The organism is Kaistella antarctica, from assembly GCF_900109615.1.
Classification (GTDB): domain Bacteria; phylum Bacteroidota; class Bacteroidia; order Flavobacteriales; family Weeksellaceae; genus Kaistella; species Kaistella antarctica.
The window spans coordinates 124,059-141,750 of record NZ_FOIX01000001.1 but is presented as its reverse complement, the minus strand read 5'-3'; the positions used below and the strand labels follow the sequence as shown (position 1 = coordinate 141,750).

Annotated in this window: 13 protein-coding genes; 7 read left to right on the top strand and 6 right to left on the bottom strand. The window is 36.7% G+C overall.

The window, feature by feature from the left end; translation table 11 throughout:
• The first annotated feature begins 83 nt into the window (after positions 1-83).
• Positions 84-2,639: a DNA mismatch repair protein MutS gene (gene mutS / locus BMX49_RS00640; RefSeq protein WP_034721007.1), complete on the top strand. Its 2,556-nt coding sequence runs from the start codon at positions 84-86 to the stop codon at positions 2,637-2,639.
• A gap of 189 nt (positions 2,640-2,828) precedes the next feature.
• On the opposite strand, the gene BMX49_RS00635 is transcribed toward mutS, so the two are convergent.
• The 4 genes from BMX49_RS00635 to BMX49_RS00620 all read right to left on the bottom strand — a co-directional run bounded on the left by BMX49_RS00635 (position 2,829) and on the right by BMX49_RS00620 (position 6,581).
• Positions 2,829-3,269: an energy transducer TonB gene (locus tag BMX49_RS00635; RefSeq protein WP_051803622.1), complete on the bottom strand. Its 441-nt coding sequence runs from the start codon at positions 3,267-3,269 to the stop codon at positions 2,829-2,831.
• Positions 3,270-3,278: 9 nt separating this feature from the next.
• Positions 3,279-5,117, bottom strand: a complete 1,839-nt coding sequence (locus BMX49_RS00630) for an ABC transporter ATP-binding protein (protein WP_034717721.1) — start codon at positions 5,115-5,117, stop codon at positions 3,279-3,281.
• Between the two features lie 49 nt (positions 5,118-5,166).
• Positions 5,167-6,090 carry a M28 family metallopeptidase gene (locus BMX49_RS00625; protein WP_051803621.1) on the bottom strand — a complete coding sequence of 308 codons (924 nt, stop codon included), beginning with the start codon at positions 6,088-6,090 and terminating at the stop codon, positions 5,167-5,169.
• Positions 6,091-6,191: 101 nt separating this feature from the next.
• Complete coding sequence (locus BMX49_RS00620; RefSeq protein WP_034717719.1) at positions 6,192-6,581, bottom strand: DUF4293 family protein; 390 nt, start codon at positions 6,579-6,581, stop codon at positions 6,192-6,194.
• Positions 6,582-6,734: 153 nt separating this feature from the next.
• On the opposite strand from BMX49_RS00620, the gene rho reads away from it, so the two are divergent.
• Both rho and BMX49_RS00610 read left to right on the top strand, forming a co-directional pair.
• Entirely contained in the window at positions 6,735-8,717 is a 1,983-nt protein-coding gene (rho, locus tag BMX49_RS00615; protein WP_034717717.1) for a transcription termination factor Rho, read from the top strand.
• Between the two features lie 171 nt (positions 8,718-8,888).
• Positions 8,889-9,485 (top strand): superoxide dismutase, encoded by a 597-nt coding sequence (locus tag BMX49_RS00610; RefSeq protein ID WP_034717716.1) that lies wholly within the window; start codon positions 8,889-8,891, stop codon positions 9,483-9,485.
• 115 nt (positions 9,486-9,600) lie between these two features.
• Here the strand turns inward: BMX49_RS00610 and BMX49_RS00605 are convergent, their stop codons facing one another.
• Together BMX49_RS00605 and BMX49_RS00600 are read right to left on the bottom strand one after the other, a co-directional pair.
• Complete coding sequence (locus tag BMX49_RS00605; protein WP_034717715.1) at positions 9,601-10,020, bottom strand: DUF6146 family protein; 420 nt, start codon at positions 10,018-10,020, stop codon at positions 9,601-9,603.
• An 82-nt stretch (positions 10,021-10,102) separates the two neighbouring features.
• Positions 10,103-11,299, bottom strand: a complete 1,197-nt coding sequence (locus BMX49_RS00600; protein ID WP_034717713.1) for an endonuclease/exonuclease/phosphatase family protein — start codon at positions 11,297-11,299, stop codon at positions 10,103-10,105.
• Between the two features lie 202 nt (positions 11,300-11,501).
• Here BMX49_RS00600 and BMX49_RS00595 point away from each other — a divergent pair, with 202 nt between their 5' ends.
• The 4 genes from BMX49_RS00595 (at position 11,502) to BMX49_RS00575 (ending at position 17,650) form a co-directional block, all read left to right on the top strand.
• On the top strand, positions 11,502-14,366 hold the full coding sequence (locus tag BMX49_RS00595) for a TonB-dependent receptor (protein WP_034717711.1): 2,865 nt from the start codon (positions 11,502-11,504) through the stop codon (positions 14,364-14,366).
• 30 nt (positions 14,367-14,396) lie between these two features.
• Positions 14,397-15,788, top strand: a complete 1,392-nt coding sequence (locus BMX49_RS00590; protein ID WP_034717710.1) for a M949_1556 family lipoprotein — start codon at positions 14,397-14,399, stop codon at positions 15,786-15,788.
• A gap of 199 nt (positions 15,789-15,987) precedes the next feature.
• A complete protein-coding gene (locus tag BMX49_RS00585; RefSeq protein WP_034717708.1) occupies positions 15,988-16,422 on the top strand; it encodes an RrF2 family transcriptional regulator in 435 nt (144 codons plus the stop codon).
• 67 nt (positions 16,423-16,489) lie between these two features.
• Positions 16,490-17,650, top strand: coding sequence for a DUF2249 domain-containing protein (locus BMX49_RS00575; RefSeq protein ID WP_081864341.1), 1,161 nt, complete (start codon positions 16,490-16,492; stop codon positions 17,648-17,650).
• Positions 17,651-17,692 lie beyond the last annotated feature (42 nt).

Below are 17,692 nucleotides of genomic sequence, written 5' to 3'. Positions count from 1 at the left end.
TTTTGGCAAAAGTAAGGTTTTTAAAACCTTTTTATAAATTCCTCAAAATCAAAAATCCCGTGGCTAAAAAAGAAACTCCCTTAATGACGCAGTACAATACCATCAAGGCGAAATATCCTGATGCGCTTTTATTGTTTCGAGTCGGAGATTTCTACGAAACTTTCGGGACGGATGCGATCCGAACATCGCAGATTTTAGGAATCGTTTTGACCAAAAGAGCCAATGGCGAAGGTCACATCGAATTGGCTGGATTCCCACACCATTCGGTTGATACTTATTTGCCAAAGCTTGTGCGAGCTGGACTTCGTGTTGCAATTTGCGATCAGTTAGAAGATCCGAAAGGCGTAAAAGGAATTGTAAAACGTGGCGTGACCGAATTAGTCACTCCCGGCGTAACGTTTAATGAACAAGTTTTAACTTCCAAGAAAAATAACTTTCTACTTTCTATTCATAAACAAAAAGAAAAATACGGATTGGCTTTGGTCGATGTTTCAACTGGCGAGTTTCTAACTTCAGAAGGAAATCTGGAGCAATTGCTTCATATCGTGGGAACTTTTGATCCGAGTGAAATCATTTACCAGCGAACGACCGAACTTCCGTCTCAGTTAAAAAATCGAAATTCTTTTAAATTAGAAGATTGGGCGTTTCAATACAATTACGGTTATGAAAAACTAACCAACCATTTCAAAACAAATTCATTAAAAGGTTTTGGAATTGAAGATCTGAAATTAGGAATTACTGCAGCCGGAGCAATTTTCGCTTATTTAGTCGAAGATACGCATCATGCGCTTTTACAGCATATTACCAAAATAAAACTAATTCCGAAAGATGATTATCTGATGATGGATCATTTTACTTTGCGGAATTTAGAAATCGTTTATTCAAGTCATCCGCAAGGGAAATCGTTACTCGATATTGTAGATAAAACTTCTACTCCGATGGGAGGAAGATTGTTGCGACGACGCTTGATTCTGCCTCTAAAATCAGTGAGTGAAATCAACAGGCGTTTAGATTTAATTGAATTTTTTAATAAAGAAGAAAATCTAAAATATGAGATTTTGCAATTGTTAAAAACGATTTCTGATTTGGACCGTTTGATGGGGAAATTGGCCTCAGAAAAGATTTCACCGAAAGAGCTTGGTTACCTTCGCCAGAGCTTAGTGAATATTAAAGAAATTAAAGAATTGCTTCATGCTCACGATCAAATTCTAGCGTGGATTTCACCACTAATTCCGCTGGATGAATTGATTGATTATCTGACTAATTATCTCAATGAAGAACTTCCGGTAAATATTTCGAAAGGGAATGTAATCAAAACGGGTATTTCAGAAGAACTCGATTATCTGCGTGGCCTGCAAAAGAAAGGAAAAAACTTTTTGGATGAAATGTGTGACCGTGAAGTAAAACGAACTGGAATCACGAGTTTGAAAATCAGTTTTAATAACGTATTCGGCTATTTCATTGAAGTTAGAAATTCTCACAAAGATAAAGTTCCGGAAGATTGGATTCGCAAGCAAACCTTAGTGAATGCGGAACGTTATATTACTGAAGAACTGAAGGAATACGAAGAACAAATTCTTGGTGCGGAAGAAAAAATCTCAAAGATTGAACATCTGCTGTACCGAAAAGTTTGTGAAAATGTGATGATTTATATTGATCAAATTCAGGATAACTCAAAAATTATTGCTGAATTGGATTGTGGTGTTGGATTGTCAGAACTGGCTGTTTCTGAAAGTTATACGAAACCGGTTCTCAATGATGGTTTTGAGATTGATTTAAAAGAAGCCCGACATCCAATTATCGAAAATGCTTTGCCTTTGGGTGAAAAATATATTCCGAATGATTTGTTTTTGTCCAAAGATTCGCAGCAAATTATTATGGTCACGGGTCCGAATATGGCGGGGAAATCTGCGATTCTGAGACAAACAGCCATCATCTGTTTACTGGCGCAAATAGGAAGTTTCGTTCCCGCGAAACACGCGGAGATCGGTGTATTAGATAAAATATTTACCAGAGTTGGAGCGACCGATAATATCTCTTCTGGTGAATCAACATTCATGGTGGAAATGAATGAAGCTGCGAATATTTTGAATAATATTTCTGAACGAAGTTTAATTCTTTTGGATGAAATCGGACGAGGAACTTCAACCTACGACGGAGTCTCGATTGCGTGGGCGATTGCGGAATATCTGCATCAACATCCGACGCAAGCGAAAACTTTATTTGCCACGCATTATCATGAACTCAATGAAATGACCGTGAATTTTGAAAGAATTAAAAACTTCCACGTTTCTATTCAGGAACACAAAGGAACAATCATTTTTCTAAGAAAATTGTTATCAGGCGGAAGTGAACACAGTTTCGGAATCCACGTGGCAAAGTTGGCAGGAATGCCGGCGAAAGTAGTCAATCGCGCGAATGAAGTTCTGAAAACTTTAGAAAAAAGCCGTTCACACAGTGGTTCTAAAGATTCAGCAAAAGCGATTACGGATGAAAGTCTGCAACTGTCTTTCTTTCAATTGGATGATCCTGTTTTAGAAAATATTCGGGAAGAATTATTGAAGATTGATATCAATACTTTAACACCTATTGAAGCCTTGATGAAGTTGAATTCGATTAAGAAAATGATTGGTAGATAGTTATATTTAATTAAAATTTAACTTTAAAGGAATAAGAAAACGATATCAAAGTTATCAACATCAATTTTCGCTGGAATCCAATTCCTTTTTATTTTAGAAATTGCGCGAAGTGCTTCTTTATTGAAGCTTTCATTGAATCCGATTGCTTTTGCATCAGAAATGGAAACGTCTGAAAAATTTCTCCTGTTCTTAAAAACTCATGGTCAAAGGAAATCTGAAAAGATAACGTACAGGTTCGCCATTTATGATGGCTGGTTTCCAGGTGGTTTTTATTTTCTTCAGTGCTTTTTCCACCAGTTTGGAATACTGCTTATCACCAACTGTGATGAGATTATTCACTGAACCATCTTTTTCGATAATGAAATATGCTGTTGTTTTTAAAGTAGTGCCGCTTCTTTCTTCCAAAATTGAAGGATCAAAAATTTCTGCAAAATTTTTTCTAAAAGCATCAATACCGCCTGGGTATTGAGGTAGCACATCTGCCTCAGAATGAATATCTGTTAAATCGATTTTTGTTTTTAAATAAGAATAATCTTCAGATTTTGTAATATCAAATTTTTCAGGACTGTTTTCCTGAGCAAAGGAGAAGGACCCCAAAAATACGGCAAAGAGTAAAATAATTTTTTTCATACTATAAATCTAACCAAAAGTCTGCAAATCAACTAATTTACGATACATTCCTTTGTTGTCGAATAATTCCTGATGAGTTCCTTGTTCAACAATAATTCCTCGCTCCATGACGACAATCCAGTCTGCTTTTTGAATGGTTGAAAGTCGGTGAGCGATGACAAGAGAAGTTCGGTTTTCCATCATTTTTTCTAAAGCATCTTGTACGAATCTTTCGCTTTCTGTATCTAAAGCAGAGGTTGCTTCATCCAAAATCATAATCGGCGGATTCTTCAGAACGGCTCTGGCAATGGAAACTCTTTGTTTTTGTCCACCAGAAAGTTTATTTCCATCATCGCCGATATTGGTGTAATATTTTTCTGGAAGATGATCGATAAACTCGTGAGCGTTGGCGATTCTCGCCGCAGTTATTACTTCCTCTTCGGTAGCGTCGGGTTTTCCCATCAAAATATTATTAAAGATGGAATCATTAAATAATACAGATTCCTGCGTAACCATTCCCAAAAGATTACGGTAATCGGTGACCTTCAAGTTTTTCACATTTTCTCCATCCACCAAAATTTCACCTTCCGAAACATCATAAAATCTAGCTAACAAATTCGCGATGGTCGTTTTGCCAGAACCAGATTGACCCACCAAAGCAATGGTTTTTCCTTTTGGCAGAATCAGATTAAAATTCTTTAAGATAACATTGTCTTTATCATAAAAGAAACCAATATTTTTAAATTCAATTTGATTTTTTAATGTAGAAATCGGCACCGGATTAGCAATTTCGTCAATTTTCAAATCGTAATCTAAAACTTCTGAAACACGATCTAAACTCGCCATTCCACCCTGAATATTAGAAATGGCACTCGATAACTTCTTGGCTGGATCCAAAATTTGAAAAAACATAGCGATGAAAACCAAGAAGGTTTCTGGCTCCATGGTTTGTTCAGTAAGGATTTGTACGCCTGCATACCACGTGATTATTAAAATCGTAACTGAACCTAAAAACTCACTCATTGGCGAAGCAAGTTCGCGTCGACGACTCATTCCGATGGAATATTTTTGCCAATTGTCGGTGGTGGTGTTGAATCTGTTTTTGAGGATTTTATCTGCATTAAAAATTTTAATGACCTTCGATGATTTCAAGGTTTCATCCACTAAGGAAAATAAATTCCCTAATTCTTCTTGTGCGGCGGTGGCTTGCTTTTTTAAACTTTTTCCGACCCATGAAATTAACCAACCCATCACCGGGAAAACCAACAAAGAGAATAGAGTCAATTTGGGCGAAAGGATGAATAAAGTGATGAGTGAAGTGATAATCATAAATGGTGAGTTGATGATATCGACCAAACTTCCCATGATGCCACCTTCTACGCCACCAATATCATTGGATATTCTCGACATCATATCGCCTTTTCGTTTCTCCGTAAAAAAGGAAACAGGCAATTTTAAAAATTTATCATACATCGCCGTTCTTAAATCTTTGGTAATTCCAACGCGATAATTGACGAGGATATAAGAACCTAAATAGCGGAAAGCATTCCTCAGTAAAAAGGCCGCAGCGGTAATGGAACAAAGAATTGCAAGAACTTTGACTGCACCATGTTGATCGATCTCACTTTGAATCGTGTAGTAAGCCCAATCCTTTGCATATCCGAAAAAATCAACTAGTCTTCCAGAGTTTATGGGTGGTTTTGACGTATCTACTTTTTCGACGGTTCCGAACATCAATCCTAAAATAGGCAACATCGTCGCCACGGAGAAAATATTTAAAACCGAGTACATGAGGTTGCAAAACATGCTGGCGAACAAATATTTTTGATGAGGTTTTGCGAAAAAAAGAATTCTTTGGAAAGGTTTCATTAAGTGAAATTAAGTCGCGAATTTACGGAATTTTCAATTGTGCATTTTGTTACTCGAAACTAACCTTATCTGTGTATTTCGGTGCGAAGTTTTGTGGGTTTAATTTTTCAATCGTTTTCCCAAAATTATTAATGATCTCAGTTAAGTTATCGAAATCGACGATTTCTAAATCGTCATTTAATTGATGGTAATGTTTTGCTTTAGTCATATCGACCGTTGATAAGGAGTGCGCTATGATTTTCTTTTTCACGAAGCTTACATTGTCTGAACGGTAAAAAAGCTGCTGTCCTATATGAGGATCTGGCTGGATCTTTAAATTGTTAATAGATTGAGCGTTGAAAAGTTCATCAACGTCAGAGAATTCATCACCAGTCATGTATAAAGCGTTGGGTCCGAATTGGGAGACCGTAGCGACCATTTCAAAATTAAACAGCGCCGCAATATTCTGGTGTTTTGTCTGTAAATCTGGAATCTCTACAATCGCTTTTGATCCTTTCATTCCTTTTTCTTCTCCATTAAAGGCGATAAACATTAAGGAGAAATCAGGTTCTTTGGTTTTGAAATAGTCTGCTAAGCCGATCATTGCAGTTACCCCGCTAGCATTATCGTCAGCGCCATTAAAAACTTGATCTCTTGGATTATCACTTATACCTATATGATCGAAATGAGCAGAGAAAGCCAAGGTTTTTTCGGACTTTCCTTTTTTAATAGCACAAACATTATACACTATTTTTCCTCTGTAATTAAACGGAACTAGGTAAGAGTGGCCGACGCAATAATCGAGTTTGTTCTCCGCAAATTTTTGAGCGATATAAAGTGCGGCCGTTTCATTTTCAGGAGTTCCGATTTCGCGACCTTTCATTTCGTCGGAAGCTAAATGAGACAAAACTTCGACTACTCTTTTTTTCGAAACCTCTTGGGAAAATAATAGGGACGAATTGCCCAATAACCACAGAAAGAAAAATTTAGACATACCTACTTATTTTGATAAAGATAAAAATTTAAACAGAAAGATTTAAGAAAAAAACAGTCCCAAATTTGGAACTGTTTCACTCAAAAAAAATCGTTGTACGCTTATCGGAGACGGTCTACAGATTTTACGAGCCTTTCGTCTTTCCGTATATAAACATTTGCAATCAGCAAACATATTATAGCTAATAACGGGAAAACAGGCTCAATACCCTTCTCAGGAAAATCTATTCCTCCGGGTAAAGTGAGTAACCAATACGCCAATAAACCGAGCAACAAAGCGTTTATAATCATACTGATGTTATTCAGCTGGATTTGTCTTTTGCGGTCTTTATAACTTAAGATACTGATGAATCCAAAAAGTACGAGCATCACACAGGCTACCGATATAAAAGGGACTGGTCCAAATAAGGAAAAATCCTGACCTGTAACAAATAAAAACACGGCGCCTAAAATCGCCAAAAATATCCATACCGTCTGTATTCTCTGCAACATATGATTCGATTGTGACTACAAAAATACCAATAATTTTTTGCATAATTAAAAAATAAACGTAGATTTGCAATACAAACGACCGAAAAGAGAAAAGTCACCTGACTTAACTTTCTTACATACAATCACTTATAAATTACTTTTTGCGTAACATTTATGTTCAACATTGAAACATTAAGGTCAAAATCCGATACAGATTTGACTAAAATCACAAACGATCTGGGCGTTAAACTTGCTAAAAACAGCACCGACAACGATAAAGTTTTTGCTATTCTGGATTTTCAAGCATCCAATACGAAAGTAGCAAAAGATTATTACAACGCCACAGAAACTCCTACAAATACAGAAGAACCGAAAGCTGCCGTAGCTAAAAAGCCAGTAGCCAAAAAACCTGCTCCGCGAAAAAAAGTGGAAAAGCCGGTTGATGATTCTGCGGAAACTCCAAAAGAAATGGTGAAAGAAACTCCCAAAGAGATTTCGAAAACCGAATCTGAGGAAACAAAAGAAATTTCTGCCAAAGTTGAAACCGAAACTTCTAGTGAAAACTCAGAAACTGCACCCTCAAATGCATCGGCGCTGAATCAGCAAAAGAAAAAAAGACAACGTGTTGCTCCGCCAAAAACTGATGCTGAAACTACTGAAACAGAAGTTGTTGCGGAAGCTGAAGTTCAATCCGACGCCAAACCAGAACAACCACGAAAACAAAATTCCAATCCCAATCAATCAGGAACCGGAAATCAAAATCCGAATCAAGGTGGAAAGGAAAATGCGAATCATGGTGTAAAGGAAAATCCCACTCAAAGCGGTCGGGAGAATCCTAATCAAAGCAATAGGGAAAATCCAAATCAAGATGTAAAGGATAACCCAAATCAAAGCGGGAAAGATAATCCGAATCAAAACGGAAACCAAAATAAACAGCCGCAACATCAGCACAAGAACCAAAATCAGCATAAAAACCCGAACCAAAATAAAAATCAACAAAGCGGTGATTCCCACGAAGAACCGGCTAAAAAAGAATTTAATTTTGACGGTCTGGTAACCATTGAAGGCGTTTTAGAAATCCTACCAGATAATTACGGATTTTTGCGTTCGTCAGATTTTTCCTATATTTCTTCTCCCGACGATGTTTACGTTTCGACCAACCAGATTAGAAATTATGCTTTAAAAACTGGAGATACCGTAAGAGGAATTGTAAGGTTGCCAAAAGAAGGAGAAAAGTATTTCTCTTTAATGAAGCCAACAGAAGTAAACGGAAGAGATCTTGATTTTATAAAAGATAGAGTAGCCTTCGAATTCTTAACGCCGCTTTTCCCAGAAGAGAAATTTAATTTGACGGGAAAAAACGCAACACCTTCCACCAGAATTGTCGATTTATTTACACCGATTGGTAAAGGTCAGCGCGCCATGATTGTGGCTCAACCGAAAACGGGTAAAACGATGTTGTTGAAAGAGATTGCGAATTCAATTTCCGCCAACCATCCAGAAGCGTACATGATGATTTTACTCATCGATGAAAGACCGGAAGAGGTAACTGATATGGAACGGAGCGTGAATGCAGAAGTAATTGCTTCTACATTTGATGAGCCAGCTGAAAAGCACGTAAAAGTGGCGAACTTGGTTCTATCGAAGGCGCAGAGAATGGTCGAATGTGGACATGATGTGGTTATTCTTTTAGATTCAATTACGCGTTTGGCAAGAGCTTATAACACGGTAACGCCAGCTTCTGGCAAAATTTTATCAGGTGGAGTTGATGCCAACGCATTACACAAACCCAAACGATTCTTCGGTGCCGCCAGAAATATTGAAGGCGGTGGATCTTTAACAATTATCGCCACAGCTTTAATTGATACAGGTTCTAAAATGGACGAAGTGATTTTCGAAGAGTTCAAAGGAACTGGAAATATGGAATTACAACTCGACCGTAAAATCGCCAACAAAAGAATTTTCCCAGCGATTGATCTTACATCGTCTAGTACGAGAAGAGATGATTTGCTTCTTGAAGATACCGTTCAACAAAGAATGTGGATTTTAAGAAAGTATCTCGCTGATATGAATCCAGTTGAAGCAATGGAATTTGTAAACAAAAGCATTAAAAACACTTTAAACAATGAAGAGTTTTTGATGTCAATGAATAGATAGACATTTGAAAGTTTACGTTTAAAGTAAATTTTGCCTAGATATAAAACCGTTTTTCGAAGCGGTTTTTTTGTTTTCGTCAATGTTAAAGATTTATTAAAGTAATCCGACCTTTTTGGAATTGGACTAAATAATGATTAAATTTGACTAATAACACTTTAATAAAATAACATTATGTCATTTGAATTACCAAAATTAGGATATGCGTACGACGCACTGGAACCAACTATTGATGCGAAAACAATGGAAATCCATTACACGAAACACCATCAAGGTTATGTAGATAATTTGAATAAAGCAATAGCAGGAACTGATTTAGAAGGAAAATCGATTGAAGAGGTTTGCAAAACAGGAACAGATAAAGCGGCTGTTAGAAATAACGGAGGTGGTCATTTTAACCACTCTCTTTTCTGGGAAATTTTAACTCCAGGAGGAAGCAAAGAGCCAGTAGGAAATGTAAAAGCAGCCATTGAATCTTATGGTGGGTTTGATAAATTCAAAACTGATTTCTCCGAAGCAGCCAAAACAAGATTCGGTTCAGGTTGGGCTTGGTTATGTAAAAAAGAAGATGGATCTGTGGCGGTTTGCTCAAGTCCAAATCAAGATAACCCATTAATGCCAGTTGCAGATTGTCAAGGAACTCCATTATTAGGACTTGATGTTTGGGAACACGCTTATTATTTGAATTATCAAAACAGAAGACCAGATTACGTAGCAGCATTTTTCGATGTTGTAAACTGGGACAAAGTAGAAGAGAAATTTAATAAATAATTATCGCTTCTAAATCCTTATTATGAGGAGAAGAGTTTTACAACTCGACAAATTAGAAAAAAAATAAAGTTCAGATGATTCTGAACTTTTCTTGTTTTATGTGGTTTGATCGGTTTTACCTCATATCTGCCTGGCTGATACCGCTCATTCTCAAACCGTATTTCCATCGTACATAATTAAACACTTGAAATAATTTGTACTCGTACTTCAAGCCGTAATTAATGTTTGGGTCGTAATCAATCGAAGATTCTATAATATTAGGATATCTGTTAGCACTATAATAGTTGTTCCATTCTGTCGCTAAAAAACGATTTCTGGATTTTAAATACTCTTCAGAATAAGTCATCATTGGTCGGGCGATCGCAGCTAAATAGTAATTGTACTCCGTATCAAAAACAACCAAATCATATTCGCCGTCATCGTCTTTTTGTGCCTGCATCGGCTGCTTATCTTTCGTTGGATTGGTAGCCGTTTTTTGAGTGGAGCAGTTTACCGTTAGTAAAAATAGACTAAGAAGAAATAGTAATTTTTTCATTGTGAACTTTTTAATAATGAATCAAATCTACAGCCAAAAAAAACCGCTTCGAAAAACGGTTTTTAATTTGGTCATGTTTTGCTTATTGAACTTCTCGCTGTACAACCACAAAGGCTGGGAAGTGGTCACTGTAGCCGCCTGTAAATTGGTCACCATTCCAAGAACGAAGCGGATAACCCTTCCAGTTGCCCTCTCTATTGATAAGGTAAGGTGGCGCGAAGACTTCCGTTTTATAAACAGAGTATTCTTTTCCTACTTCATTAGAAATTAAATTTCCAGATACGACGATTTGATCAAAGAGGTTTGGCGCATCTTGATAAGCAAGAGAAGCTACCCCTCTTTTAAACAAAGGATACATTAAATTCAAGTAAGGATTTTCAGCGCTAAGATCTTTTGGAGTTGCTACGGCGCCTAAAATATTTTTCAAACTGGTGTTCACTGGGTCATCATTAAAGTCACCCATGGCGAACAATTTTGCAGTTGGATCTTGCAATCGCACACTGTCCATCTGTTGTTTCAAAACTTTGGCTGCTGCATTTCTTCTAGGTAATGAACGGGCTTCACCACCACTTCTCGCTGGCCAGTGATTCATGAAGAAAGCTACTTTTTCATTATCTAAAAATCCGGTAGCCACGATAATGTCACGAGTATAAGCTCTTTTACCATCGTCGTTGTAGATTTTAATTTCTTTCTTCAAAGAGTTACTTGGCGTAAATCTTCTTTTCTGGTAAATAATTGCTACATCAATTCCTCTGGCATCATACGAGTTGTAATGAATAATTCCATAGTCATATTTTACTAAAAGTGGATGCTTGATGAGATCTTCAATTACCTGTCTGTTCTCAACCTCAATTAATCCTACAATTACAGGAGCGGTCTTAGTATATTGCGCACCCATTTCTGCGATTACTTTCGCTTGATTGGCGATTTTGATGTTGTAGTTTTTGGTGTTCCAGTTTTTAGGACTGTTGTATGTAAAATCATCAGCAAGGATTTGCTTGCGCACTACTTTTTTTCCTTTTAATAGGTCATCTCTCCATTCACCATAATACTCTTCAGTTGTTTCTAAATATTTTAATGAATCTAGGGGAACACTTCGGTGGAAAGCGGGGTTGCTTACATCCTTAGTTCCATCGATGTAATCAGCAGACGCAATAGTGTCCCAAAGATTTTCTACATTCATAAATCCTATGGTCGCCACTTTTCTTAGTTGACCCTTCTGCTGACCAAAAATAAAACAGAAAGTCATTAAGAATACAAAACTTACAATTTTTCTCATTATAATTTTTAATTATATTTATAACGCAAAGTTAGTAAAATATAATTTCGACCGTGCATCTTTTCATATTATACTAATAAGTATCAGCTTTTGCGTTGAAAATATGTTAATTAAAACTAAATTAATATAATTATGCCTAAATTCGCCCTAATTAATTTACTGAATTGATTTTTAATTCAAAAAGCGAAAAATAAATTATAACATGATTAAAAAGTTATCTTTAATCTCTCTGTTTACGCTGCTACCAGCATCCTTTTATTTTGCACAAACTACGGTTTATGCTTATTTAAAAGATGCAGACGGTAAAGTAGTGGAAAATGCAGCGATTGATTTAAAAGGATCAGGTAATGAGGTGAAGGCCGATAAAATTGGATATTTCCAGTTCGTCGATCTGAAAACAGGACATTACCAAATTGTCATTACGAAACCGAATTACGAGACGAAAGTAATGGAATTCGACATCAATGACGAGAAGAAAAAAGACTTGGGCGTGGTAACGCTGTATTCCAGTTTAACTGGAGTAGATCAAGGTCTTGCCATTATTGAAAGTAGTGGTGATGAAGAAAACTCGAGTCAGGGTACAACAGTAGGTTTACTGCAATCATCGCAAGATGTCTTCAGTAGAATTGCTGCCTACGATTTGGGGGCTTATTGGTTCCGACCAAGAGGTATTGACGGTAGATCCGGAGAAACCATGATGAATGGTGTTTCTATGGTGAAGTCTGATAACGGAAACGTAGATTACGGAAACTGGGGAGGTTTAAATGAAATCACCAGATATCCTGAAATCGCTGCGAATCATGCTCCTTCTGAATATGCGTTCGGTGGGGCAAGTTCTGTTATTTACAAAAATACCAATGCGAGTGAATACCGTAAGGGTTTTCAAGCAACTTACTCCCTAACCAACAGGAATTACAGAAACAGAGCATCGCTCCGTTACACCTCAGGAATGAGCAAGTCTGGTTGGGCATTTACTGCCATGGGAGCTAGACGATGGGCACAAGAAGGAATCCAAGAAGGAACTTTCTATGATGCTTGGGGTGGATTCTTAGGAATTGAGAAGAAATTCAATGATTCTCATACTGTAACTGTAAATGCATTTGCGGCACCGTATAGAAGATCAACTTCTAGCCCAAGCACGCAAGAGGTTTATGATTACAGAGGTATTCATTACAACTCTTATTGGGGTTATCAAGATGGTAAGAAAAGAAGTGAAAGAGTAAAATCTGGTTTCCAGCCGATTTTCCAAATTCAAGACTTCTGGAAGATTAATGATAAATCAAGTTTACGTACCGCCGTATCTTACCAATTTGGAAAAGATAAAGGAGCGAGATTAGATTGGCAAAGTGTGCAAAACCCATCGCCAACTTATTACCGATACTTGCCAAGTTACTATGATTCATTAGATCCTAATGCCTCAGTTGCAGTTCCAGAAGGTGGTGTTGCTACAACAGCGCAGCAGGCCTACCAAGAATCATTGAACGGATGGCAAAATGGAGATCCAGCTTTCACTCAATTGAACTGGGATGCTTTGTATAAAAGAAATATGAATCAGGCAGCAGGTGAATATTATGGTCAAACTGGGAAACGTGCTTTGTATTTTCAAGTTGCTGATGTAAGCGATGATAAAATTTTCAACGCAGGTACTCATTATGTATATGACATTAATAATACCACCAAGTTCTTATTGAATCTATCTTACGAAAACTATAAGTCTGAATTATACCGAGAAGTAAAAGATCTTTTAGGGGCAGACTTTGCGTTGAACAGGGATCCATTCTCTGCTACGAACCAACCAGGTAAAAGCGGTCTTTATAATGACGGCGAAACCGATGTTGCAAAAAGAGTAGGAGATAAAATTAATTACAATTACAGTTTTGCAAGACAGGAAGTTAAAGTAAATCCAGGTTTGAAATTCCAAACAGGTAACTTTGATGTTTTTGTTTCTGGTTTAGCTGGATATTCTACTTCTTCCAGAGAAGGTCACTACAACCATTACTTATACAAAGATTCTTTCGGGAAAAGTCCTAATTACGACTTCTGGAATTTTGGTTTAAAAGGACAGGTTACTTATAGAATTGATGGTAGAAACTTCTTAGTATATAACGGAGCTTACTTTAATCAAGCGCCTTTCTTAGAAGATTTATTCATCAATCCAAGAGTGAACTCATCGACTGCACCAGATATTGATAATACAATCATCAATGCAAATGACTTGAGTTACGTGATTAATAGCCCATTCTTTAAAATGAGATTGACTGGTTATTTAGTAGATACACAACATGACACCAATGTGCAGAGATTCTTTGCCGATGGTATTCAGTTAGCATCTGCAAGTACTGACGGAGAAGTTACTAATGTACAGAGTGCTTTCGTAACGCAGATCATGTCTAACGTTGATAAACGAAATATGGGTGCTGAATTAGGCGTAGATGTTAAAATCTTACCTACATTATCTGTACAAGGTTTAGCAAGTTATGGTCAGTTTACTTACAAAAATGATCCGAATGTTTATTTCGCATCAGATGCTGCAGGAACTTTTGCCGACGGTAAAGCTTACCAAGATTTAGGAAAAGCCTATTTGAAAAATTCAAAACAAGGTGGAACACCACAGCAGGGATATTCCCTAGGGTTCAGATATAACTCTACCAAGTTTTGGTGGTTTGGAGCTAACTGGAATTATTTAGATGATAATTATCTAGATCCTTCTCCGTTATTAAGAACAGAAAGATTTGTACAGAATCCAGTAACAGGAACACCGTACGCAGGTCTTGATGAATCTACTTTGAGAAGCGCTTTGCAACCGAATAAACTTCCTTCATCTTCTTTCTTGAATGCCAACGTTGGTAAATCATGGAGATTAGGAGCATACTATGTGTTGGTGACTGCATCTGTAAATAATATTTTAGATAATACTAAATATATTACGGGTGGTTTTGAACAAACCAGACGAGTTACCTTCCCAGGTTATGTTGAAGATAAAAGCAGAGAATATCCGTTGTTCGGTCCAAAATACTGGTACACGCAGGGTAGATCTTATTTCGTAAACCTTCAAGTTAGATTTTAAATAGTAATCAGAATTTTAAAAAACAATAAAATGAATTTCAAACAATATTTTAAAACCGCTTTTGTACTTGCTATTTCAGCATTTGCAGTAAGCTCTTGTGTAAATAAGGATGATTGGGATACGCCGCCAATTAATTGCAATAATAAGTTTGATGCTCCAACCATTTCTATGGCTGACTTTAAAGCACTAGCTCCTGCAACTGGGTATGTCTTAATCACGACTGATCAGATTTTCGATGCATACATCATTTCATCTGATGAAAGTAGTAACTTCTACAAAACGATTTCTTTTCAAGACAAGGCAGAGAACCCAACTGCGGGTCTGCAAATGGAACTTGACCGAGCAAATAATTACGCAGATTTCCCAGTAGGAACTCACGTTAGAATTAATGCTAAAGGATTAAGATTAGGTTTAGATCGTGGTTCGGTGAAAATCGGTGCGGTAGATCCTACGTTCGCTATCGGTAGAATTCCGGGAGTTTTATTTGGTAGATATATTTCTGCAGTTTGTAATGGTAATAATGTTGACATTGTTCCTATTAAACCAACAGAATTACCAAGTCTTGCTGCTTCAATGCAAGATAAGTATATCAATACTTTGGTAACTGTACCAAATGTGCAGTTTAATATTGCGGAATTATATCCTGAGAACAAAGCTTACGTTAATTATTTAGCAGGTGCTCCAGTTGATACAGATCGTAAAATAGAAGATGCAGTAGGTGGTTCTACTAACCTTAGAAGCTCAGGATTTGCAACTTATGGTGCAACGCTTCTACCAAAAGGAAGTGGTAAATTAACTTTCGTAGTAAGTAAGTATAACGCGAACTTTCAGATGCTAATCAGAGGTTTGGCAGATGTTCAAATTCCACCAACAGGAACAAGATTCGACCCAACTCCACCAAAAGGAGGTACTGCTCTTACTTATCCTACAACTTTAGCTGAAACATTTGAAAGTTTCTCAGGAAACTTGTTAGAAGTTTTCCCTCCATATATCAACGATCCAGTTTTGGGTAACAGATATTGGCAGTTAAGAAACTTTAGTGGAAACAATTATATCCAGATTGGTGCAAACGCAGGTACAGGTCCATTCGAAGCTTTCTTCGTTGTTCCGGTAACATTTACACCTGGTAACAAAATAACTTTCGATGTGAATGTTGGTTTCTATACTGGTGATGCTTTGAAGGTATTTACCTCTACTAACTATGTTCCTTTAGGAGATATTACTTCTGCTACACTAACAGATATTACTTCTAGTTTTACCATTCCAAAAGCTCCGGCACAAAATTATGGTAACTTTGGTCCGGCAGGAAGCTATACGATCCCGGCATCGTTAACTGGAAAAGGATTTGTAATGTTCAAATATGCTGGTAATGGTTCTGGTGTTACTACAACAATTCAGTTAGATAATATTAAAGTTCAATAAGAATTTACGTTCTTATCACTAAAACTAAATCCGCCTCTGCAAAGGGGCGGATTTTTTTATTGACGTCAAAGGTTATTTCGTCCCAATTGTTTTCATATTTAAAGTTGATGGCGAAAAATATTTCAGTCTAAATTTAAATAAGACAAATTAGTCCGATATAATAATATTTTATATCTTTGTCTGATCGAAATCAAATAATATGTTATCAAAAACCTGTGAATATGCCTTAAGAGCGATGATTTATATCGCACAGCAGTCTCGCGATGGAAGTATGATTAACATTAAAGAAGTCGCTGGGAAAATAAATTCACCCGAGCTTTTTATTGGAAAAATCCTTCAAGGATTAAGCAAACAAGGATTTCTCCAATCCTCAAAAGGAAGATACGGAGGCTTTTATATCTCCGATGACGATGCCAGACATTCACTGGCAGATATTATCACTGCGATCGATGGCGATAAAATGTTTCAAGGTTGTGGACTTGGTTTGGCCTTCTGCTCAGAAACAAATCCTTGCCCTATTCACAATACGTATAAGGAAGCAAGAGATCAATTGCAGGAGATTTATGGCAAGACCACTTTAAGCCAGTTTAGAATAGAAAATTCGATGGAGAAACTACAATTAAGAAGAGAATAATTAAGTCCTTAAAAATAGATTTGATACAATAAACAACAACTTACCTAACTAAAAAAACTTATTAAAGATGGCAACAATAGAAACTTTGGATGTAACTAAACTAGAACCTAGAATGAAACATCCTACTATTTTTAAATATTTTGATGCTTTGCAACCTGGTGAAGAATTCGTTATCGAAAATGATCACGATCCAAAACCATTGTACTATGAATTAATTGGGGAGCGCGGAAATATTTTCACGTGGGAATATCTGGAAAAAGGTCCAGAATGGTTCATTGTGAAAATTTGTAAAAATCCTGTGGAAGAGCAAAAGGAAGTGGAGCGATTAAATGTAACGGCCATTGAACCGAAGTTTAAACATCCAACTATTTTTCAATATTTCGATGCATTGAAAGCTGGTGAAAGTTTTATTATTGAAAATGACCATGATCCAAAACCGTTGTATTATGAATTGATCGCGGAGCGTGGCGATATTTTTACCTGGGAATATTTATTAAAAGGTCCTGAACTATTTGAAGTTCAAATTGCTAAAAATCCTACCAATCAAAATGGTGGAGAAGTCGCGGGAACCATCTCTATCAAAGATATTAAAAAGGCAGAAATGTTGAAAGACAAAGGCGTTCAATTTAATTGCAGGACAGAAAAATATAATTTAGCAGACGATCCGAATGCAGGTAAAGTAACAAAAGCACCAACGTACGATTCTGATAAATGGGAACTCGATTTCCTGATTGATTATATTGTCAATACGCATCATCAATACATCAAAGATAATGCAGAGAACCTGAATGATTTAACCATAAAAGTTGCAGAACATCACGGTGACAGTCATGGCGAATTAAACCGACTTTCCACTTTGATGTATCATTTCTTACAGGACCTGTTAGACAATACGGCCAGAGAGGAAGAGGTTTTATTCCCCGTGATAAAGCAGATTGTAGCAAAGAAAAGAAATGCCGATACCGAAATTACTTACAAAATTGGCTCTCTGCAAGAACCAATCGATCTTCTTAAAAAAGACCACGAAATCGCGGCTGCGGATTTATCATTTTTTAGAACATTAACCAATGATTATACGCTTCCCGCAGATGCATGCAGTTCTTACCAGTATCTTTTTCAAAAAATAAAAGAATTTGAAACTGATTTAAAAACGCACATACAGCTAGAAAATAATATTCTTTTCCAGAAAGCAATTCAGCTAGATGCAGAATTGGCAAAATTGAATTAAAAGAAATTACTGCAGACGACCTAGATGTTTAAATTTGAAAAT

Coding starts and splice junctions, on each gene's coding strand:
- BMX49_RS00600 (WP_034717713.1), bottom strand. CDS start 11,299: ATGAGAAAAATTGTAAGTTTTGTATTCTTAATGACTTTCTGTTTTATT.
- BMX49_RS00585 (WP_034717708.1), top strand. CDS start 15,988: ATGTTATCAAAAACCTGTGAATATGCCTTAAGAGCGATGATTTATATC.
- BMX49_RS00630 (WP_034717721.1), bottom strand. CDS start 5,117: ATGAAACCTTTCCAAAGAATTCTTTTTTTCGCAAAACCTCATCAAAAA.
- BMX49_RS00595 (WP_034717711.1), top strand. CDS start 11,502: ATGATTAAAAAGTTATCTTTAATCTCTCTGTTTACGCTGCTACCAGCA.
- BMX49_RS00610 (WP_034717716.1), top strand. CDS start 8,889: ATGTCATTTGAATTACCAAAATTAGGATATGCGTACGACGCACTGGAA.
- BMX49_RS00605 (WP_034717715.1), bottom strand. CDS start 10,020: ATGAAAAAATTACTATTTCTTCTTAGTCTATTTTTACTAACGGTAAAC.
- BMX49_RS00575 (WP_081864341.1), top strand. CDS start 16,490: ATGGCAACAATAGAAACTTTGGATGTAACTAAACTAGAACCTAGAATG.
- BMX49_RS00625 (WP_051803621.1), bottom strand. CDS start 6,090: ATGTCTAAATTTTTCTTTCTGTGGTTATTGGGCAATTCGTCCCTATTA.
- mutS (WP_034721007.1), top strand. CDS start 84: ATGACGCAGTACAATACCATCAAGGCGAAATATCCTGATGCGCTTTTA.
- BMX49_RS00635 (WP_051803622.1), bottom strand. CDS start 3,269: ATGAAAAAAATTATTTTACTCTTTGCCGTATTTTTGGGGTCCTTCTCC.
- rho (WP_034717717.1), top strand. CDS start 6,735: ATGTTCAACATTGAAACATTAAGGTCAAAATCCGATACAGATTTGACT.
- BMX49_RS00590 (WP_034717710.1), top strand. CDS start 14,397: ATGAATTTCAAACAATATTTTAAAACCGCTTTTGTACTTGCTATTTCA.
- BMX49_RS00620 (WP_034717719.1), bottom strand. CDS start 6,581: ATGTTGCAGAGAATACAGACGGTATGGATATTTTTGGCGATTTTAGGC.